Origin of the sequence: Proteus sp. G2618 (assembly GCF_009915995.1) — a bacterium.
Taxonomy (GTDB): Bacteria; Pseudomonadota; Gammaproteobacteria; order Enterobacterales; family Enterobacteriaceae; genus Proteus; species Proteus terrae.
Window position 1 is genome coordinate 113,418 of the sequence record NZ_JAABNI010000021.1, and the last position, 21,065, is coordinate 134,482.

The window sequence follows — 21,065 nt, forward strand, 5'->3', positions numbered from 1 at the left end:
TAGTACAATAAAACAGCAATGCAAATTTCCAGTTGAATACTAATTAATCACTAAATTAAAAATCTGCATTTCTTGGTGTACGTGGGAATGGAATAACTTCACGAACGTTTGCGACACCGGTCACATAAGCAACTAAACGTTCAAAACCTAAACCAAATCCTGAATGAGGTACGGTGCCATAACGACGCAGGTCACGATACCACCAGTAGTCTTCTTTGCTCATTCCCATTTCGTCTAAACGTTTATCAAACATATCTAAACGCTCTTCACGTTGAGAACCACCAATGATTTCACCAATTCCCGGCGCTAACACGTCCATTGCTGCAACTGTTTTACCGTCTTCATTCATACGCATATAGAATGCTTTGATATCTTTCGGGTAGTTTTTCACAACAACAGGCGCTTTAAAGTGTTTCTCTGCAAGATAACGCTCATGCTCAGAAGAGAGGTCAACCCCCCAATAAACTGGGTTTTCAAATTTCTCACCACAGTTTTCAAGCACAGTGACCGCATCGGTATAATCGATTTGAGCAAAATCAGAAGTGATAAAGTTCTCTAAGCGTGTGATAGCGTCTTTATCGACACGTTGTGCAAAGAATTCCATATCATCTTTACGCTCTGCTAACACTGCCGCAAAGGTGTATTTCAGCATTTTTTCGGCAAGTGCAGCGATATCGTTAAGATCAGCAAATGCCACTTCAGGCTCAACCATCCAGAATTCAGCAAGGTGACGACTGGTGTTTGAGTTTTCAGCACGGAATGTTGGACCGAAAGTATACACTTTGCTTAATGCAGAAGCGTAAGTTTCACCATTTAGCTGACCAGAAACAGTTAAAAACGCTTCACGGCCAAAAAAGTCTTCACTGAAATCGACTTCGCCTTTATCTGTGCGTGGCAGATTGTTCATATCTAATGTAGAGACACGAAACATCTCACCGGCACCTTCTGTATCAGCTGCTGTGATCAGTGGAGTAGAAACCCAGAAGAAGCCTTGTTCATCGAAGAAACGATGTAGTGCTTGTGCTAATGTGTGGCGAACACGAGCAACTGCACCAATTAAGTTAGTACGAGGACGTAGGTGAGCAACTTCACGTAGGTACTCAATACTATGACGTTTGGCGGCCATCGGATAAGTTTCCGGATCATCGACCATTCCTACCACAACAACATTGGTGGCATGAATTTCAAAGTTCTGTCCCTGGCCCGGAGATTCAACAATTTTACCGGTGACTTCCACAGAACAGCCTGTGGTTAAGTGCAGCACTTCATCTTGATAATTCGGTAAATTATTATTAATGATGGCCTGTACTGGATTAAAGCAGGAACCGTCATAGACGGTAAGAAATGAGATACCAGCTTTTGAATCTCTTCTTGTACGTACCCAACCGCGAACGGTGACGTCTTCGCCAACCGCGATACGGCCTTGCAGTACGTCGACTACAGGCGCAACGATCATAAATAAATCTCTCTTCGTTTAATTAAAATAATTGTTTGGTTAGTTCACTCTGCCCCTGTCGGACAGTTTTTCTATGTTACTTGCAATAGCGCAGGAAACAAGTAGGAAATTTTAGTTTAAAGAGTCAATAAAGAAGAGAAAAGCTTTTGTATAAAATAAATTGATAAAAATAGATGAAATATTGATGAAAGTAGCGGTTATGACAAAAGAAAGGATAATAATTACCCTTTCTTTTATTAATGAAGATTTTTAGCTAATTAACAGGCTTGTTTGACAAGTGGAACATCAAAGGCTTTGCGTAGCTTGTCAACAAAATCATCGTCTTCGCAAATGGTTTTGCCTGGGCTATCTGATAATTTAGCAACGGGCTTGCCATTACACTCCACCAGCTTAATCACAATATTAAGCGGTGTGATTTCAGGAATGTTGCAAGTAAGCCGAGTACCAATACCAAAGATCAAACGAATGCGTTTATGAAAATGTTTATAAAGTACTAATGCCTTTTGAAAATCGAGACTATCAGAAAAGACTAATACTTTACTCATTGGATCAATACCCAATTTTTCATAATGCGCGATCGCTTTTTCACCCCATTCAATAGGATCACCAGAGTCGTGACGTAAACCTTGGTAGCTCTCTGCAAAGGTTTTATCAAAATCACGCAAAAATGCATCCATTGTAATGCAATCTGTTAATGCGATACCTAATTGATCTGGATATTCATCTAACCAAGATTGCAAGGCGGCGCGTTGGCTGTTTGCCAGTTCAGGACTAATCTGTTGATGAGCCTGAAACCACTCGTGAGCTTGTGTTCCCACAGGGGCTAATTGCATCCGTTCAGCTAAATGATAGTTACTTGTACCAATAAGATAAGGAAAATGATTTTTCAGCTCATCCACAATGGCACGCTGCACATCATAAGAAAAACGGCGACGAGTACCAAAATCCATCAATTTGAAATCAGCTAAGTCAATCTGTTGCTTAGCAGCATCACGGTAGAAGATATCAATTAATTTACGTAGTTGATTAACTGCATCGTCAGGAGTGACTTGAGGCGAGCGAGCACGATGTACAATTTCACTCACTAAAGCCAACAAAGGAACTTCCCATAGAATAACTTCACGCCAAGGGCCTGTTATCCTGATCATCAGTTGGTTTTCAGGTGTCGCTGAAATTTGGACTTGTTCTGGTTTAAAGCGAAAATGCTTAAACCATTGCAGATAGTCATTTTTGAAAAAGGGGAGACTCTGAAGATAGTCAAATTCTTCATTCGTTAATGACAGGTCTGCCATCATATTAACTTGATGGCGTAAGGTTGTTGCATATTCACCTAGACGTTCATCACTCCGACAGCGGAACTCAGCAACGACAGGAATATCACTATAATGATGGTAAACCGCTTGTTGCATGTGGAGCTTATATGCATCGGTATCCAACAGTGATGTAATAATCGGTGTAGCGTCTAAAATCATAGCGCGTCAAGCATCCTCACGGAGCGTTTTTATGTCTGCTAAATCGTTAAGGTTGGAGAGTATACCCGAATATGACGACAAAGCGTCACTATTCAACAATATTTCTCTGCGACATAAAAACAAGCTGTAAAACTTAGATGAGTTTACCACGTTAAACATAATTTGGGAGTATATTAGCATCATTTACCAAATAAATTGATTACATGTATTAATAAACTATTAACATTCTGTTGACTTTTGATGTTTTCAATTGAATATTCGACTGGCTAAACAGATTTTTGACGAGTAAGCTTTGGTAATATAACCGTTAAATAGTCGTGTTAACTAAAAGGTTTTTTCTATGACACAACAAAGAATCGCGAAATTTCGCAAAGATTATCGTGCCCCTGACTACACAATCACCGATTTACATCTTGATTTTATCTTAGATAAAGAAAATACCCAGGTTACGGCGATAAGCCAGTGTAAACGCCTAAACTCAGATGCAACAGCATTAGAGTTAGATGGTGAAGACTTAACATTAAAATCAATTGCAGTAAATGATGTTGCTTGGACACACTATAAAGAAGAAAACGGCAAACTCATCATTGAACAATTGCCAGAGCAATTTACATTAAAAATTGTTAACGAGATTAATCCATCGGCTAATACAGCATTAGAAGGGCTGTATGTTTCTGGTGATGCGTTATGTACACAGTGCGAAGCTGAAGGTTTCCGCCATATTACCTACTATTTAGATAGGCCGGATGTGTTAGCTCGTTACACCACAACAATTACGGCAGACAAAAAACAGTATCCTTATTTATTGTCAAATGGTAACCGTATTTCACAAGGTGAACTTGATGATGGTCGTCATTGGGTAACATGGGAAGATCCACATCCAAAACCAAGTTATTTATTTGCGGTAGTGGCGGGTGACTTTGATGTATTACGAGATACTTTTATCACCAAAAGCGGTCGTGAAGTCGCTTTAGAGCTTTTTGTTGATAAAGGTAATTTAGATCGTGCCGATTGGGCAATGACATCATTGAAAAATGCGATGGCATGGGATCAATCTCGCTTTAATTTAGAATACGATCTCGATATCTATATGATAGTCGCTGTTGACTTCTTTAATATGGGTGCGATGGAGAATAAAGGACTGAATGTCTTTAACTCTAAATATGTACTAGCAAAAAGTGAAACGGCAACTGACAAAGATTATTTAGGTATTGAGTCTGTTATTGGTCATGAATATTTTCATAACTGGACAGGTAACCGCATCACTTGTCGTGATTGGTTCCAATTAAGCCTAAAAGAAGGTTTAACAGTTTTCCGTGATCAAGAATTTAGCTCTGATTTAGGTTCTCGCTCTGTTAATCGTATCAATAATGTACGGGTGATGCGTACCGCACAGTTTGCAGAAGATGCAAGCCCAATGGCGCATCCAATTCGTCCTGATAGCGTGATCGAAATGAACAACTTCTATACTTTAACAGTATATGAAAAAGGTTCAGAAGTGATCCGAATGATCCACACCTTATTAGGCGAAGAGCAATTCCAAGCTGGCATTCAAATGTATATTCATCGTCATGATGGTAGTGCTGCAACTTGTGACGATTTTATTCAAGCAATGGAAGATGCTTCTAATGTTGATCTGACTTTATTCCGTCGTTGGTATAGCCAATCAGGTACGCCACAACTGACAGTTCGAGATAGTTATGATGCTAATAAAAAGCAATACACTTTAACTGTTAGTCAAATGACGCCCCCGACAGCGGATCAAACTGAAAAACAGCCATTACATATTCCATTAGATATTGAGTTGTATGATAGCAAAGGCAATGTGATCCCACTGCGTTCACAAGGTCAAACTATTTCTAATGTATTAAATGTGGTACGTGAAGAGCAGCAGTTTATCTTTGACGATGTACCAGAACAACCGATCCCATCTTTATTACGTGAATTCTCTGCGCCTGTAAAACTTGACTACCCATTTACGGATGAGCAACTCTCTTTCTTAATGAAATATGCACGTAATGCATTTTCACGTTGGGATGCAGCCCAAGCATTATTAGGTCGCTATATAAAAGAAAATGTTGCTCGAGTTCAAAAAGGTGAAACCTGCATTTTGCCTGAAATGGTGGTTGATGCTTTCCGCGCAGTATTACTTGATAAAGATATTGATCCTGCATTAGCAGCACTTATTCTGACATTACCAACAGATGTTGAAGCGGGTGAATCATTTAGTATTATTGATCCTGTTGCCATCCATAAAGCGCTTGGTTTTATTCGTAAAACACTGGCAACTGAAATGGCCGATGAATTTTCTGCTGTTTATCATTCAATGCATATTGGTGCTTATCGTGTTAATCATGATGATATTGCAAAACGTGATTTACGCAATGTTTGCTTAGGTTATTTAGCAGTTGAAAATGAGCAAACAGGCAACAAACTTGTTGATGCGCAATATCACAATAGCGATAACATGACCGACGCACTTGCCGCACTTAGCGCGGCTGTAATGGCTCAGTTACCTTGCAAAGATGCGTTATTACAAGAATTTGATGATAAATGGTATCAAGATGGTTTAGTGATGGATAAATGGTTTAGTTTACAAGCTATGAGCCCAGCAACAGATGTGTTACAGACAGTACGTAGCCTGTTATCTCATCGTTCATTTACACTTGCAAATCCTAACCGTACTCGTGCGTTAATTGGTGCATTTGTAAATAATAACCCAGTTGCTTTCCACGCTGCAGATGGTTCTGGTTACTTATTATTGACAGAAATTCTGACTGACTTAAATAGCCGTAATCCACAAGTTGCATCACGTCTTATTGAGCCGTTTATCCGCCTTAAACGTTACGATGCAACACGCCAAGAAAAAATGCGTACAGAGTTATTAAAACTGAAAGAACTTGAGAATTTATCAGGTGATTTATATGAGAAAATCACCAAAGCTTTAGCTGATTAATATTACGTTTTATATCACTTTATGAGTGAGCGAATAGTATAAAATCAGCATGATAATTAGATCCCCAGCATAGTCTGGGGATTTTTTTATGGTAAATTGTGAAATTGAAGCGTTTACTTTTCGTGCTTTTATCTATATGATGCACGACGCTTAAATTGTCGTAGACATATCATTCCTAATACCCGATATTCTCAATGGAGATCGTATGTATTATTCCTTAGTAAGGAAGGCATTGTTTCGGCTAGATCCTGAACGTGCCCATGATTTTACCTTCCGTCAGTTAAAACGTTTATCTCATTCCCCATTTCAATTTCTTATTCAGCAGTCTCTTCCTTCAAAACCCGTTTCCTGTATGGGACTCTCATTTAAAAATCCACTTGGTCTTGCTGCCGGTCTTGATAAAAACGGTGATTGTATAGATGCATTGGGTGCAATGGGATTTGGTTTTATTGAAGTTGGTACCGTGACACCTCGTCCTCAAGTAGGAAATGATAAACCCCGTTTATTTCGCTTAGTGGAAGCTGAAGGCTTAATTAACCGAATGGGTTTTAATAACCTTGGCGTCGATAACTTAATTGAAAATGTAAAACAATCTCGTTATGGTGGCGTACTGGGTATTAATATCGGTAAAAATAAAGATACCCCAGTAGAGCAAGGTAAAGATGATTATCTGATTTGTATGGAAAAAGTCTATGCTCATGCCGGTTATATCGCAATCAATATCTCATCACCAAATACCCCCGGTTTGCGTACTCTACAATACGGTGAAGCATTAGACGATCTGCTATCAGCAATTAAAAATAAACAATTAGAGTTGCAGGGAAAATATCAAAAATATGTTCCTGTTGCTGTTAAAATTGCACCTGATTTAACACATGAAGAATTAATTCAAGTTGCAGATAGCTTAGTTCGTCACCATATTGATGGTGTTATTGCGACAAATACCACATTAGATAAATCATTAGTTAGTGGGTTAGATCACTGTAATGAAGCTGGGGGATTAAGTGGTCGTCCGGTACAATCAAAAAGTACACAAATAATTCGCCAATTAAATGAAGAATTAAAAGGTGCATTACCTATTATTGGCGTTGGTGGAATTGATTCATTAACGGCAGCCAGAGAAAAAATGGATGCAGGTGCTTCTCTTATTCAAGTCTATTCAGGATTCATTTATCAAGGTCCTGCACTTATCAAATCTATAATTAATCATATCTAAATACATTTTATAATGAGTTAGGGGCTTTTCTTCTGCCCCTAACTCGTTTATATTGCCCCTAGTTGGTTATTTTTTATTAAATTGCACTGATTGTGCTTAATTAATAGTAAAATGAATCCTGTTTTTGTTAGGTGATATTAAATATTTTATTTAGGTCATTTAATTTTGATTGTTTATCAGAGTATAAAACAGGGAATGAATCGAAGGGGGATTAATTAGTGATAATAAAACCCGATGATCGCTGGCGTTGGTATTTTGATGTTGAGCAACAAAAATTAATGCTTGATTTAGCAAATGGTATGGTTTTTCGTTCCCGCTTTCCAAGCAAAATGTTGAGTGAAAGTGCTCGACAATCAGCATCTTTTACCGTCGATGATGCAGCTCTTTATTATGGATACGATGAGCAAATTCGACAAATAGATATGCCATCAGAATCAAGAGCTGAATTAGCTTTAAATGCATTAATAGCCCATCGCTTTTTAAAGCCACTGATGCCTAAGAGTTGGTATTTTGAAGTTAACAATAATCAAATCAACCCTTATTTATCTCAAGTGGTAGAAGCCTCATTAAAGGAAGCAGACGAAACAGCTCTTTTTTTAGTGACTGAAGTGGGGGCTCAAGCTTGTTTATGTTTATTAGCTCAACCACAGTTAACATTATTTGATAGAACACTTAATTTTTGTGACCCAATAAAAATTATGAATGATAGGTTAAGCAATTACCATAAAGAGTCAGAGTCAGGATCATTTTTGTACGAGAAAGTTATTTAACAAAAAGAGTAAAAAGGACTTACTCTTTTTATCGTTACTCATTATTTATAACATTCTAAAAACAAATTCACCCTAAACAAAACTCCCCAAAATCAAATCCTCATTACTCTCTTTCTGTATCTTTTTTCTAGAAATAAATTTATTGATAATTCATCATTGAGTTTTTAATAAGATAATTCTTATTAAATAAACTGTTTTATTTAAAATAAAAAAGAAGGTCAGGACAAATTACCTTCTTTTAATTTGCGATAAAGATAAGTGTTATTTTTTATTAAGCGAAAGTTTGACATTACCGTTAGGAACACAGCTACAGGCTAAGATTTTACCTGAGCGTTTAATTGCGCCAGCTTTTAATGCATTAACATCGCCTTCATCCAATTGGATAACACAAGAGCCACAAAGGCCGGCTCGGCAACTATAAGGAATGGTATAACCATTATTTTCAAGCTGTTCTAACAGAACTTCTTGGTTATTACCTTCAAAAACCTCGCCGTTAAATTCAATGCTGACAGTCCGTTCTTGTGTGTTTTCAATGACAGGTGCTGATTGTGTTTCAACAGGTGCTGTTACAAGATATTGTTTTGCTTCTTTATAAGCTAATACCTCAACAGCATCTCCCACACGAATAATACCCGTTTGACGAATAATGATATTTTGACCAAAATCGACATCACCGGTTTCATCACTACGGAATGTTTGCAGTGTTGCGAGTGGTTCTGTGTTAGGATGCTTAACGCCTTTATCAATACTAATTGTGGTCATGATGCAACGGCTACAAGGTTTCATCAGATCCATCACAACAGAGCCAACACGAATAGTCTGCCAAGTATCTTCTTCAAAAGGCTTTGCACCTGTTACGAGGATATTACCTCGAAATTGTTCAATATTAATTGAAGCAGGGCAGCGCTGTTGTAAGTATTGAAATGAGGCTTCATTAATTAATAAGTAAGGGTAACCATCGGCGAAAGAAACAGCGGTTTCTGGATTTCTTTTCACTCGGCGTGTCGATTTTTCGCCTGTCCAACGAAGTTGAACATCCATTTTTAAATAACGACTGAACCACTGATTTATTTCATCTGGTGCCACATACGCGGTAAAATGGTTGCCCCAAACTTCTGTCGGTTGCAATGTGGTCTCAAAATCTTGATAGGTGATAGCAATGCCTTCACCATCAGGTGCTTGAATATAAATACCATTTGCCATGATCGTGGGAATAAAACACAGCAAAACGGGAAATTTTCGTGCCGTGATAAAAGTCCCTTCTGGGGTGGTTATCATAAAATCACGATCAAACGTGAATCCGCTCTCACGAGCAAATGCATGAGAAAGTCGAATTCCCTTCATTGATTTAACTGGGTGTATATAAAGGCGTGAAACGTTGATCATCAGTGCTCCCAAAAGACATTATTATTTTTTATAGCCAGTAACTTTATGACAACGTAATACAATTAGCTATAATGCCCAACAATTTTATTTTAGGTGGTAACAATATTATGCGCTCTCTGTTTGCCAGCACAGGCCGAGGTCTGGAAGAACTATTAAAATCTGAACTTGAACACCTTGGTGCTCAGGCTTGCCAGATAACTCAAGGCGGTGTTTATTTTCGTGCTGATGATAAAACCATGTATCAGTCTTTACTTTGGAGTCGTTTAGCGTCGCGCATTATGTTGCCGTTAAATGAGTTCAATGTTTATAGTGATCTAGACTTATACCTTGGTGTGCAGGCAATTGACTGGAGTGAGATTTTTACTGTTGATCAGACTTTTGCTATACATTTTAATGGCACGAATGACATTATTCGTAATAGCCAATATGGTGCATTAAAAGCGAAAGATGCCATTGTTGACTCATTCCAACGTAAAATAGGGCAACGTCCAGATGTCGCTAAACAATCTCCTGATATCCGCTTAACCATTCATCTTCATAAAGAAAAAGCCTCGCTATCTTTAGATTTAAGTGGTGATGGTTTACATCAGCGCGGCTACCGCGACTTAACAGGGCAAGCACCTTTAAAAGAGAACTTAGCTGCCGCAATTATTATGCGTTCAGGCTGGAAAATTGACACACCACTGATCGATCCAATGTGTGGCTCAGGGACGTTATTAATTGAAGCCGCAATGATGGCGACTGATTGTGCTCCAGCATTAAATCGTGTGCATTGGGGATTCCGTCATTGGCTAGGTCACGATGAAGCGTTATGGAAAGAAGTGACCCATGAAGCTTTTGCTCGTTTCCGTGAAGGTAAAAAGAATACCACGGCGCGTTTCTATGGTTTTGATGTTGATAAGCGCGTATTGGATATGGCAAGAGCCAACGCACGCAGAGCCGATGTTGCTGAACTGATCACATTTGCTCACGGTGATGCGGCTAAACTGACAAACCCTGTTTCAGCAGAAATCAAAGGGACAATTATCAGCAACCCACCATATGGTGAACGCTTAGAAAGTGAACCAGCATTAATTGCACTTCACAGCCAATTAGGAAGAGCAGTAAAAGCACACTTCCCAGGGTGGAGATTGTCACTATTTAGTGCATCACCTGAGTTGTTAAGCTGCATTCAATTACGTGCTGAACGAGAGTTCAAAGCAAAAAATGGTCCTCTAGATTGTGTACAAAAGAACTATTTACTTTCTGAGACACCATCAACGATTAACACTGGACTTGCGGAAGATTTTGCAAATCGTTTACGTAAAAATGAGAAAAAACTCGCGAAATGGGCAAAACAACAGCAAATTGAATGTTATCGCTTATACGATGCTGATTTACCTGAATATAATGTTGCTGTGGATCGCTATGGCGATAAAGTGGTTATCCAAGAGTATGCGCCACCTAAAACAGTTAATGAACACAAAGCCCGTCAGCGTTTATTCGATGTGATTAGCGCAACAATGGAAGTACTGGCATTACGTTCTGATCAACTGATTTTAAAAACCCGCCAACGTCAAAAAGGTAAACAGCAGTATGAAAAAATGGCCGAAAAGGGTGATTTCTTCTTAGTTGACGAATTTGGTGCAAAATTCTGGGTGAACTTAACAGATTATCTTGATACAGGATTGTTCTTAGATCACCGTATTGCACGAAAAATGCTAGGTGAAATGAGCAATGGAAAAGATTTCTTAAACCTCTTTGCTTATACCGGTACTGCATCTGTACACGCTGGGATTGGTGGTGCAAAAAGTACGACGACAGTTGATATGTCACGTACCTACCTTGAATGGGCTGAGAAAAACTTCCAAGCAAATGGCTTATCTGGTAGACAACATCGTTTAATGCAAGCTGATTGTTTACAATGGTTAATGCAAAGTAATGAACAATTTGATGTGATTTTTATCGATCCACCTACGTTTTCTAACTCAAAACGAATGGAAAACACCTTTGATGTGCAGCGTGATCACATTGAACTAATGAAGCATCTGAAACGTTTGTTAAGAAAAGGCGGAACAATTATGTTCTCAAATAACAAACGTGGATTCAAAATGGAACATGACGAGTTAGCAAAAATTGGGTTGTGTGCAAAAGAGATAACACAGAAAACATTATCACAAGATTTTGCACGTAACCGTCAAATTCACAATTGCTGGCTGTTAACTCATGCTGGTGAGGAATAATTTACAATGCCGTTAATTAGTTTGACAGGGGCTTATTTATCTTTCAGTGATGCCCCACTATTAGATAGCACCGATTTATTTATTGAAGAAAATGAACGAGTTTGTTTAGTTGGGCGTAATGGTGCAGGTAAATCAACACTATTAAGAGTGTTATCTAAAGAGCAACCTTTAGATGACGGTCAAGTTGTTTATGAGCAAGATCTTGTGACTGCTCGCTTACAGCAAGATCCTCCAAGAGATATTGAAGGCACTATCTTTGACTTTGTTGCTGAAGGTGTTGAAGAAGATGCTAAATATCTAACGGATTATCACCATATTTCTAAACTGATTGAGACAGATCCTTCTGATAAAAATCTCAATAAAATGGCAGAGCTACAAGAAGTACTTGATAGCCGTAATTTGTGGTTGCTTGATAGCCGAATTGCAGAAGTGCTAGAAAAACTTGGTTTAGATGGTGAAGCTGAGCTTTCTTCTTTATCAGGTGGTTGGCTAAGAAAAGCAGCCTTAGGGCGCGCGTTAGTCAGCGCACCAAGAGTGCTATTTTTAGATGAACCAACAAACCACCTTGATATTGAAACGATCCTTTGGCTTGAAAAGTTCTTAAAAGATTTTCAAGGAAGTATCGTATTTATTTCCCATGACCGTTCATTTATTCGTAATATGGCAACGCGTATTATCGATCTTGATCGAGGAAAACTTTCTTCATGGCCGGGAAATTACGATAAGTATCTTGAAAGCAAAGAAGAAGCGTTGCGTGTTGAAGAGCAACAAAACGCAGAGTTTGATCGTAAATTAGCGCAAGAAGAAGCGTGGATACGCCAAGGCATTAAAGCACGACGTACTCGTAACGAAGGTCGTGTAAGAGCATTGAAAGCATTACGTGTTGAACGTAGTGAACGCCGTGAAGTGTTAGGCAGTGCTCGTATGCAAGTCGAAGAAGCTACGCGTTCTGGTAAAATCGTATTTGAGTTAGAAGATGTTAATTATAGTATTGGAACCCGCAAGTTAGTTCGTGATTTTTCTGCCAAAGTACAACGTGGCGATAAAATTGCGCTGGTGGGGCCGAATGGTTGCGGTAAAACCACTTTATTGAAACTTATGCTAGGCGATTTAAAAGCAGACAGTGGGCGAGTTCATTGTGGTACTAAGCTTGAAGTTGCTTATTTTGATCAGCACCGTGCAACACTTGATCCTGATAAAACAGTGATGGACAACCTTGCTGAAGGTAAGCAAGAAGTAATGGTAAATGGTCGTCCTCGCCATGTACTTGGTTATTTGCAAGACTTTTTATTCCCACCTAAACGTGCAATGACACCTGTTCGTGCACTTTCAGGAGGTGAGAGAAACCGTCTATTGCTAGCACGTTTATTCTTAAAACCAAGTAACTTGCTTATTCTTGATGAGCCAACTAATGATCTCGATGTTGAAACATTGGAATTGCTAGAAGAACTCGTTGATGCTTACCAAGGCACTGTTTTACTGGTTAGCCATGACCGTGAATTTGTTGATAATAGTGTTACTGAGTGTTGGATCTTTGAAGGTGATGGTGTTATTAACAGCTACGTTGGTGGATATTTTGATGCTCAGCAACAAAGAGCACAGTCGGTTTCACTAAAGGGTGAGGCAAACAAATCACGTAACACACCAGAAAAAACTGAAAAAGAAGCAAAAGCGAAAGATAGCTCTAAAAAGAACACTCGCACTAACAAGTTAAGTTATCATTTGATGCGAGAACTGGAGCAACTTCCTGCAAAATTAGAAAGCTTGGAAATGCAGTTAAGTGCGTTACAAGAAGAAGTGAGTGGGGCGGATTTCTTTACGCGTCCTCATGAAGAGACAGAAAAAGTCTTAAAAGCGCTTGCAGATAAAGAACAAGAGCTTGAAACTGCTTTTGATAGATGGCAAGAGCTAGAATTGATGCAAAACGGCGAATAGCCAACCGAAAACGGGGCATCACGCCCCGTTTTACTTTCTAGATTAAATATTCTTTTATTGATTATTCTAAATAAGAGGTGTCGCTGTGTGCTCTGGTCAACAACATCGTCATGAACATAAACATGAGCAAATATTATGTCCTCAGTGCGATCTGGTGGTCAGTGTTCCTCAATTAGCACAAGGAACAAAAGCAACATGTCCTCGTTGTCATACTGTATTAACTGCACGTTGGCGCCAGCCTTTTTATCAACCTGTTGCATTAGCAATTAGTGCATTATTTATGTTGCTGATGGCAAGCCAGTTTACCTTTGTGAGTATGGAAGTGGCGGGTATTGTCAACAATGTCACATTGATGCAAATTCCAACGGTTATGTTTAGCGAGAATTACGTTGAATTAGGCGCATTCTTCCTACTGTTTGTCCAAATTGTGCCCGCTTTTTGTATGGTGGCAATCTTACTTCTTTGTACACCTATTCAATTACCTAGAAAGCTACAAATTTGGTTATCACGTATTTTATTCCAATTAAAATCGTGGTGTATGGCAGAGATTTTTCTTGCAGGAATTTTAGTTAGCTTTGTAAAATTAATGGCTTATGGTGATATTGGACTAGGACTCAGTTTCCTGCCTTATGTGCTTTATTGCTTATTTCAGATTCGAGCATTCCAGTGCCTTGATAGACATACTTTATGGGAAAAATTAGAACCTCGTCCAAATTATCCTGATATTGAATCGGGTAAGTCTGGGTTAAAACAAGGGGTTAGATTATGTCGTTCATGTACGGCAATTTTACCTGCAGATCAATATGAATGTAGCCGTTGTGAAGTGAAAGGACATGCAAGAAGACCTAAAAGTTTACAATGGACGGTCTCTTTGTTGATTACGTCATTAATTCTTTATATCCCCGCTAATTTATTACCCATTATGGTCACTGAATCTTTAGGTAATAACATTTATTCAACCATTATGGCTGGGGTTATTTTGTTATGGGAAGATGGCTCTTATCCTGTCGCAATGGTGATATTTATTGCCAGTATTATGGTACCAAGTTTAAAAATGCTCGCTATTGCTTGGTTGTGTTGGGATGCACACAAATCTAATGGAAAAAGAGATCCTGCTAGAATGCATTTTCTCTATGAAGTTGTTGAATATGTAGGGCGTTGGTCGATGATTGACGTCTTCGTAATTGCTGTTTTAGCTTCATTAGTCAGAATGGGACGTCTGATGAGCATCTATCCTGATTTTGGAGTGGTGCTATTTGCATTGGTTGTAGTGTTAACTATGTTCTCTGCAATGATGTTTGATCCTCGGTTGACGTGGGATAAGTGTACAACCGATGATGATAAACCCACGATTAAGGAGCCTAAGGGTGACTGAAAAGAATGAAACTGCTTTAACTGAAGCAAAAATTAACAAGCTAAAAAGCTGGTCTCCAGTTTGGATCATACCACTTGTCACCTTACTGATTGGTGCGTGGATACTTTATTATCATTTCAGCCATCAGGGTCCAGAAGTTACATTAATTACCTATAATGCAGATGGCATTGAAGCGGGTAAAACCAAAATTAAAAGTCGCAGTGTAGATATTGGTCTAGTTGAAAGTGTCACTCTCGATAGTAATTTTAGTCGCGTTATTATTACGGCTCGCCTTGATAAAGGAATGAAAGAGTTATTACGCGCAGATACTGCATTTTGGGTTGTAAGACCTCAAGTTGGTAAAGAAGGTGTAACGGGTTTAGGAACCTTACTTTCTGGTGCTTACATAGAGTTACAGCCGGGATTGAAAGGTAAAGAAGAAGATGAATTTAATCTTCTCGACTCGCCGCCGTTAGCTTCGCCAGATGCAAAAGGTATTCGCATCAATTTAGTCAGTGAAAGAGCTGGCCAATTAAATGCGGGTGATCCTGTTTTATTCAGAGGTTATCAAGTCGGTTCTGTTGAAACCAGTGAATTTAATATTGATAGCCGAGACATGCATTATCAACTCTTTATCAAAGCGCCTTATGACAAAATGGTGACATCGAATGTTCGATTCTGGAAAGATTCTGGTATCGCTTTTGATATGTCTTCATCGGGTGTTCGCGTTGAAATGGCATCACTTTCTACACTCTTTAGTGGTGGTGTTAGTTTTGATGTTCCTGCGGGATGGATCCCGGGTGATCCTATTGCACCTAAAACAGAATTTAAGCTCTACGATAATGAAAAGAGTATTCAAAACTCGTTGTATACTGACTATCGTAGCTACATCATGTTCTTCTCTGATTCTGTAAGAGGATTACAAGCAGGAGCTCCAGTAGAATTCCGTGGAATTCGCATGGGAACAGTTGTACAAGTACCTTATTACACTAAAGGTATGCAACAATCGCTGGATAAAGATTTTCGTATTCCCGTACTTATCCATGTTGAACCTGAACGTTTCGCCAATGATGTTGGTGAGAGTTTCGACTTCGTTAAAGAAATAGCCTCCGCTTCTAATAATGGATTAAGAGCATCACTGAAATCAGGTAACCTTTTAACTGGCGCACTTTATATTGATCTTGATTTCTATCCTGATGAAACTCAATGGAAAGGCCCACAAGAAGTTGCCGGTTTCCAACAAATTCCGACAGTTGGCTCTGGTTTAGCACAAATTCAGCAAAAAGTGATGACATCACTGGACAAGATCAACAATCTTCCTGTTGAACCAATGCTTAAAGAGATGACAGCGACATTATCTGAAAGCCAAAAAGCCGTCAGTGAAGCTAAAGAAACATTGAAGTCATTGAATGCCATGATTGGTAGTGATGAATTTAGAAATCTTCCTAATGATATTCAGCAGTCATTGAAAGAGATCAATCGTAGTATGCAAGGCTTCCAACCAGGCTCTCCTGCATACGGAAAAATGATTGATAATATGCAACAGCTTGATCAAGTGTTAAGAGAGATGCAGCCTTTATTGAAAACATTAAACAATAAGAGCAACGCATTGATTTTTGAAGCGAAGGAAGGTAAAGATCCAGAACCAAAGAGGGCTGAAAAATGATGAAATACATCATTGGGATATTTGTATTGATGTTAACGGCATGTTCAAGTCAGACTAATAAAACGTATTATCAGTTGCCTGATGTTTATCAAGGCAGCGTACCAGAACAAGTCTCAGTAACACAATCAGCTAAGAAGCCTCAAATTTGGGTTCAGCCGATCCGTTTATCTAATATGTTAGTCAATGCTGGAATTGTTTATCAAACGACGGATATTAACTATACCGTGGCTAATCAGCACCTATGGATTAACCCACTTGATCAGCAGTTACAACAGAACCTTATTTCAGGTTTAACAAAAGCCTTACCGGGTACAGTGGTTGCTAATCAACCTGTTGAAGATAACTTGGCGAAATTAACAGTCACGGTCAATTACTTTCAAGGTCGTTATGATGGGCAGGTGATTATTTCGGGTGACTGGATTTATACTGAAAACAATAAAGTGATTAATCAGCCATTTTCTTTAGTTTTAACGCAAACAGAAGATGGTTATCCAGCTTTAGTGCGTACATTAGGACAGGGATGGGAGCAAGTTGTTTCTGATATAGCGAAAGCAATTCAAGCTCAATATTAACTGACTTAGTATTACGTTTATTCAAACCCAATATTCTCTTAATTTGTGTCTAAGTTGAATATTGGGTTTTGTTTGTTAAAAAATAAAGGAAACAATATGTTAGAAATCCTTAAAAAGAAATATCCCACTGCGATCAGTTGGTCATTTGGTGATAATGCTCAGTTAGCGGATGAGTTGGCTATGCTGGTGGTAGAAGGAAAAAAAACGGCAACGTGTAGCTCATTAAATGGCTTTTTTAGTGACAGCGTTATTCCTGTTATTGGGGGATTTAGTATTATTCTAAACAGTCAAAATGAGCCAGTTTGTGTTATTCGAACACGTTCTTTGCAGCTAATCCGATTTAATGAAGTTACCGAAGAATTGGCTAAGAGAGAGGGGGAAGGAGATTTAAGTTTGGCGTATTGGCAAGAAGGGCATAAAGATTTCTTTAATCGAGAAGGCCATTTTTCAGAAGATATGGAGTTGGTATTTGAAGAGTTTGAATTAATAGAAGTATGTAAGAGGTGTTAATAGCCTCTTTTATTTTCAATAATAGCTAATTCCTTAATAAAACAAAGGTAATTAAAACGAGTTTTCTACAAAAAAATAAAAATAGAGCAAAAAGTTATATTTATAAACCAAGCCTTATATTGACATAAATTTAAATAAAAACATTATTTTATCTTATTTAATTTATTGGTTTCATAAGATAAACCTAAAAAGGTTATTTTTTATTCCTCTATCTTTATAAAATATCAATAACTTATAATCACCACAATATAACTCATTAAAAGAAGTAGCTAATATTTTTAATTAAAACATTAAATAAAATAAATGATAACTATTGTTATTAAACTTGCGGTTGGCTCAACATCACAAATATGACATTTGTATTAACTTCTTTACTTGCTTAAATGCTCAATAAAGCGTATCAATTTATAGTGGTTGTTGAAAAAACAATCATTATCTTTCCGCTTAAACTTAGAACGTGAGGGTTGTCTAGATATGAAAAGACAGAAACGAGATCGTTTAGCAAGAGCATTATCGAAAGGTTATCAAGCTGGTATGCAAGGCCGTTCAAAAGAACTTTGCCCTTATTTCGCCATTGATGCGCGTTCACATTGGCTTGGAGGCTGGCGACAGGCCATGGAAGATCGCCCGAGTCTGGTAAAATAAATAACCCGTCGTAGTGAAATAGATAATAGCTTATTTTTAGTTTTATTAAATATTATCACTAAGATTTTACCGACAATCAAAACGAGGTTATTTATATACATTCCTATGTACACATTGAGCATAGGACAATTTGATTATAAATAACAAAAAATCAATTTGGATATAAAAAGGCTTACATATTTTGTAAGCCTTTTTACGTTATCTTATCATTACTTTTTTAATTTTGTTTTATGAAAACTTTTGCATAAGCGAAAACCATAAATAGTAAGAAAAATAGCAAGAATTCTATGCGCGTGTTTTATAACCAATCAATTTGTTATAAAGGGAAAATAGACTATTGGAGTAGATAAAAAAATACCGTGTACTTTATATTACACGGTATTTCTATAATAGATTCAGATTTTGATCGAACTTAGAATGCAGTTGTATCTTTAAATAAGCCAACTTTTAAGTCTTTTGCTTCATAAATTAGCTTACCATCAACATACACTTCGCCATCGGCAATACCCATAATCAGTTTACGATTGATAACACGTTTGAAATCAATTTTATAGGTAACTTTTTTTGCTGTTGGTAATATTTGTCCGGTAAATTTAACTTCACCAACACCAAGCGCACGGCCTTTACCTTCACCACCAAGCCAGCCAAGATAGAAGCCAACCAGTTGCCACATGGCATCTAGGCCTAAGCAACCCGGCATAACAGGGTCATTGACGAAGTGGCAATCAAAGAACCATAAATCTGGCTTGATATCGAATTCTGCTTCGATAAAGCCTTTATTATGGGTGCCGCCATCTTCCGTCATTTTAATGATGCGATCCATCATTAGCATATTACCAGATGGCAGTGGTGGGCCATCTTGGCCAAATAATTCACCACGGCCTGAAGCAATGAGGTCTTCTTTAGAATAAGATTCGCGTTTATCAACCATTGTCTATATAGCCTTTATCAAGTGTAAGACAACAGAATAGCTTACACTTGTACGCTGAACAACTCCGATCACTTGAAATAGAATTATCTGAATAGACGTAAGAACCAAGGTAATTTAGGTCTATCCTGATTATTTGCGAGTGTTATACGATCATGAATAACAGCTAACAAGTGTGAGTCTGATTGTTCTGGTTCACATTGCTCTTCATAATATGGCTGACGAGTCAGTAACGTTATTGCTTCTGCTACATGAGTGACAGGCCAAATATGAAATTTCTCTTCTTTTACCGCTTGCTGCACATTTTCGTTAAGTACAAGATGACGAATATTAGCAAGGGGGATAATCACGCCTTGCGCACCCGTTAATCCTCTTTGTTGGCAGATATCAAAGAAGCCTTCGATTTTCTGGTTTACGCCACCAATCGGTTGAACTTGACCAAATTGATCGACTGCACCTGTAACGGCAATTTGCTGATCAATAGGTTGTTGTGCCAGAGTGCTAATAAATGCACATAATTCAGCCAAAGAGGCGCTATCACCATCAACTTCGCCATATGATTGCTCAAAAACAATCGAGGTGCTAAATGGCTGTGGTTGGTCTAAACGTAATTCTGAGTTCAAGTAAGCTTGCATAATCATCATTCCTTTAGCATGAAGATTGCCACCAAGCTCAGCTTTTCGCTCAACATCCGTAAATTCACCATCACCTATATGTGCAACGCAGGTAATTCGAGTCGGTTCTCCGATTAAATCAGGATATCCCGGGTAATCTAAGACAGAAAGTCCATTGATTTGACCAACAGCTTCACCTTCTGTTTGTATCATGACTTGGTCTTGTAAAATCTCATCACGGCTACGCTCTAACAAATAGCTGTGTCGCCATAGGCGATTTTCTTCTGCTTTTTTCAATGAATCGGCAGTTAGAGAAGTCTCATGATTGAAACGTATTGCATAACGAAGTTGGCGTAAAAGCCACTCTAAATCGAGGCTCAGCATTAGCTGATCTTCATGCTGTCTTGCTGCTTGTGTTAGCAAGACTTCCCAAGCATCCGCAGATAAAGAAGGGAGTCGATATTTTTGGCACAGTGAATTTACAAAGCCACACCATTGAGCAAGTGCTGTTTCATCTTCTAAATACATGTCGTATTCATATTCACCATATAAAGCTGCGCTACTTAGCTCAGGCTCCATAAATTCAAGCTCTTCAAGGCTTAGCCTATCACCAACTAAAATCACACGAAGATTGAGCGGCATACTTTCAATAGGTAAAGGCAGGGACTGATTGTCATTCCAGACAAGCCACTCAAAACGTTGCTCTTCAACCATTTTTTTAAGGCGAAACCACATTAGTGGTTGTGCGAGTAAAGACTTTATAGAGAGGACTAAAATGCCTCCATTTACTTTATGCAATAAGCCTGGGCTAAGAGTAACTTCGTCTTTATGGCAATAGAATGAACCAAAGAGTTGTTCTGGTTCTATCCATTGGCAACAAGTAATAGATTCTGATGATGAAAATGCGCCGAGTACATTTTCTTGCCAATCGATTTTATTGGTTTCTGCTTGATAGCTACCAACAACAGGATCAGTTTTGATCCCTGATTGCGTTAATGTGTCTGTCAACATATCAAAGTAAGCAGTAGAATCATCCGCTTTTAGCAGCATAAACTGCCCTGAATCTGCATTGTTTAACCATTGCAAGCTTTCATACAGGCGAGGTTGAACCTCACGAAGTAGAGATGCAGGTAATTGAGATGCTGTTTGAAAGAAAGTTTGGTAGGAGGCGTAATCAGGACGTAACGCCTGCCATTCTAATTCGTTGTTTTTCAAGGTTACCGTTTTTATTATTGATTAGTGAAAAGAGATAATTAGATATCGTATAAGTTGATATCTATCCTGCAATAAGACGGTTCTTTAACTGTCATCAACTGCATAGGCAGGGAATATGTATCGCTACGACCTTATAATCACGAATTAA

15 protein-coding genes are annotated in these 21,065 nt (G+C 38.4%); 10 read left to right on the forward strand and 5 right to left on the reverse strand.

The annotated features are described in order from the left end of the window. Positions 1-55: 55 nt before the first annotated feature. Positions 56-1,456 carry an asparagine--tRNA ligase gene (gene asnS, locus GWJ01_RS11365; protein ID WP_109402632.1) on the reverse strand — a complete coding sequence of 467 codons (1,401 nt, stop codon included), beginning with the start codon at positions 1,454-1,456 and terminating at the stop codon, positions 56-58. Between the two features lie 257 nt (positions 1,457-1,713). Beyond that, the gene (gene pncB, locus GWJ01_RS11370) at positions 1,714-2,928 is read right to left on the reverse strand and encodes a nicotinate phosphoribosyltransferase (protein ID WP_109402633.1); all 1,215 of its coding nucleotides are present in this window, start codon (positions 2,926-2,928) and stop codon (positions 1,714-1,716) included. A gap of 340 nt (positions 2,929-3,268) precedes the next feature. Here pncB and pepN point away from each other — a divergent pair, with 340 nt between their 5' ends. From pepN to GWJ01_RS11385, 3 genes are all read left to right on the forward strand, one after another. Further along, positions 3,269-5,884: an aminopeptidase N gene (gene pepN / locus GWJ01_RS11375; protein ID WP_109402634.1), complete on the forward strand. Its 2,616-nt coding sequence runs from the start codon at positions 3,269-3,271 to the stop codon at positions 5,882-5,884. Positions 5,885-6,089: 205 nt separating this feature from the next. After that, complete coding sequence (pyrD, locus tag GWJ01_RS11380; RefSeq protein ID WP_036912193.1) at positions 6,090-7,100, forward strand: quinone-dependent dihydroorotate dehydrogenase; 1,011 nt, start codon at positions 6,090-6,092, stop codon at positions 7,098-7,100. A gap of 218 nt (positions 7,101-7,318) precedes the next feature. Next, positions 7,319-7,870: a cell division protein ZapC gene (locus GWJ01_RS11385; RefSeq protein ID WP_109393567.1), complete on the forward strand. Its 552-nt coding sequence runs from the start codon at positions 7,319-7,321 to the stop codon at positions 7,868-7,870. A gap of 261 nt (positions 7,871-8,131) precedes the next feature. On the opposite strand, the gene GWJ01_RS11390 is transcribed toward GWJ01_RS11385, so the two are convergent. Then, the gene (locus tag GWJ01_RS11390) at positions 8,132-9,256 is read right to left on the reverse strand and encodes a YcbX family protein (RefSeq protein ID WP_109402635.1); all 1,125 of its coding nucleotides are present in this window, start codon (positions 9,254-9,256) and stop codon (positions 8,132-8,134) included. Positions 9,257-9,363: 107 nt separating this feature from the next. Between GWJ01_RS11390 and rlmKL the strand changes: the two genes are divergently transcribed. The 7 genes from rlmKL (at position 9,364) to rmf (ending at position 18,160) form a co-directional block, all read left to right on the forward strand. After that, the gene (gene rlmKL / locus GWJ01_RS11395; RefSeq protein WP_109402636.1) at positions 9,364-11,478 is read left to right on the forward strand and encodes a bifunctional 23S rRNA (guanine(2069)-N(7))-methyltransferase RlmK/23S rRNA (guanine(2445)-N(2))-methyltransferase RlmL; all 2,115 of its coding nucleotides are present in this window, start codon (positions 9,364-9,366) and stop codon (positions 11,476-11,478) included. Between the two features lie 6 nt (positions 11,479-11,484). Next, a complete protein-coding gene (locus tag GWJ01_RS11400; RefSeq protein WP_109402637.1) occupies positions 11,485-13,413 on the forward strand; it encodes an ABC transporter ATP-binding protein in 1,929 nt (642 codons plus the stop codon). Positions 13,414-13,498: 85 nt separating this feature from the next. After that, positions 13,499-14,788, forward strand: a complete 1,290-nt coding sequence (pqiA, locus tag GWJ01_RS11405) for a membrane integrity-associated transporter subunit PqiA (RefSeq protein WP_109393571.1) — start codon at positions 13,499-13,501, stop codon at positions 14,786-14,788. Beyond that, positions 14,781-16,433 carry an intermembrane transport protein PqiB gene (gene pqiB / locus GWJ01_RS11410; RefSeq protein WP_109393572.1) on the forward strand — a complete coding sequence of 551 codons (1,653 nt, stop codon included), beginning with the start codon at positions 14,781-14,783 and terminating at the stop codon, positions 16,431-16,433. Before pqiA ends, pqiB begins: the two co-directional genes overlap by 8 nt. After that, on the forward strand, positions 16,433-17,005 hold the full coding sequence (pqiC, locus tag GWJ01_RS11415) for a membrane integrity-associated transporter subunit PqiC (RefSeq protein ID WP_109393707.1): 573 nt from the start codon (positions 16,433-16,435) through the stop codon (positions 17,003-17,005). The genes pqiB and pqiC overlap by 1 nt, the downstream gene beginning before the upstream one ends. Positions 17,006-17,101: 96 nt before the next feature. After that, complete coding sequence (locus GWJ01_RS11420; protein ID WP_109393573.1) at positions 17,102-17,515, forward strand: ASCH domain-containing protein; 414 nt, start codon at positions 17,102-17,104, stop codon at positions 17,513-17,515. Between the two features lie 474 nt (positions 17,516-17,989). Further along, on the forward strand, positions 17,990-18,160 hold the full coding sequence (gene rmf / locus GWJ01_RS11425; protein ID WP_023581348.1) for a ribosome modulation factor: 171 nt from the start codon (positions 17,990-17,992) through the stop codon (positions 18,158-18,160). Between the two features lie 412 nt (positions 18,161-18,572). Here rmf and fabA read toward each other — a convergent pair whose 3' ends face one another. Together fabA and GWJ01_RS11435 are read right to left on the reverse strand one after the other, a co-directional pair. Beyond that, positions 18,573-19,091 (reverse strand): bifunctional 3-hydroxydecanoyl-ACP dehydratase/trans-2-decenoyl-ACP isomerase, encoded by a 519-nt coding sequence (gene fabA, locus GWJ01_RS11430; protein WP_023581351.1) that lies wholly within the window; start codon positions 19,089-19,091, stop codon positions 18,573-18,575. Positions 19,092-19,174: 83 nt separating this feature from the next. Continuing rightward, positions 19,175-20,917 carry an AAA family ATPase gene (locus tag GWJ01_RS11435; protein WP_161711106.1) on the reverse strand — a complete coding sequence of 581 codons (1,743 nt, stop codon included), beginning with the start codon at positions 20,915-20,917 and terminating at the stop codon, positions 19,175-19,177. Positions 20,918-21,065: the final 148 nt, after the last annotated feature.

Coding starts and splice junctions, on each gene's coding strand:
- asnS (WP_109402632.1), bottom strand. CDS start 1,456: ATGATCGTTGCGCCTGTAGTCGACGTACTGCAAGGCCGTATCGCGGTT.
- pncB (WP_109402633.1), bottom strand. CDS start 2,928: ATGATTTTAGACGCTACACCGATTATTACATCACTGTTGGATACCGAT.
- pepN (WP_109402634.1), top strand. CDS start 3,269: ATGACACAACAAAGAATCGCGAAATTTCGCAAAGATTATCGTGCCCCT.
- pyrD (WP_036912193.1), top strand. CDS start 6,090: ATGTATTATTCCTTAGTAAGGAAGGCATTGTTTCGGCTAGATCCTGAA.
- GWJ01_RS11390 (WP_109402635.1), bottom strand. CDS start 9,256: ATGATCAACGTTTCACGCCTTTATATACACCCAGTTAAATCAATGAAG.
- rlmKL (WP_109402636.1), top strand. CDS start 9,364: ATGCGCTCTCTGTTTGCCAGCACAGGCCGAGGTCTGGAAGAACTATTA.
- GWJ01_RS11400 (WP_109402637.1), top strand. CDS start 11,485: ATGCCGTTAATTAGTTTGACAGGGGCTTATTTATCTTTCAGTGATGCC.
- pqiC (WP_109393707.1), top strand. CDS start 16,433: ATGAAATACATCATTGGGATATTTGTATTGATGTTAACGGCATGTTCA.
- GWJ01_RS11420 (WP_109393573.1), top strand. CDS start 17,102: ATGTTAGAAATCCTTAAAAAGAAATATCCCACTGCGATCAGTTGGTCA.
- rmf (WP_023581348.1), top strand. CDS start 17,990: ATGAAAAGACAGAAACGAGATCGTTTAGCAAGAGCATTATCGAAAGGT.
- fabA (WP_023581351.1), bottom strand. CDS start 19,091: ATGGTTGATAAACGCGAATCTTATTCTAAAGAAGACCTCATTGCTTCA.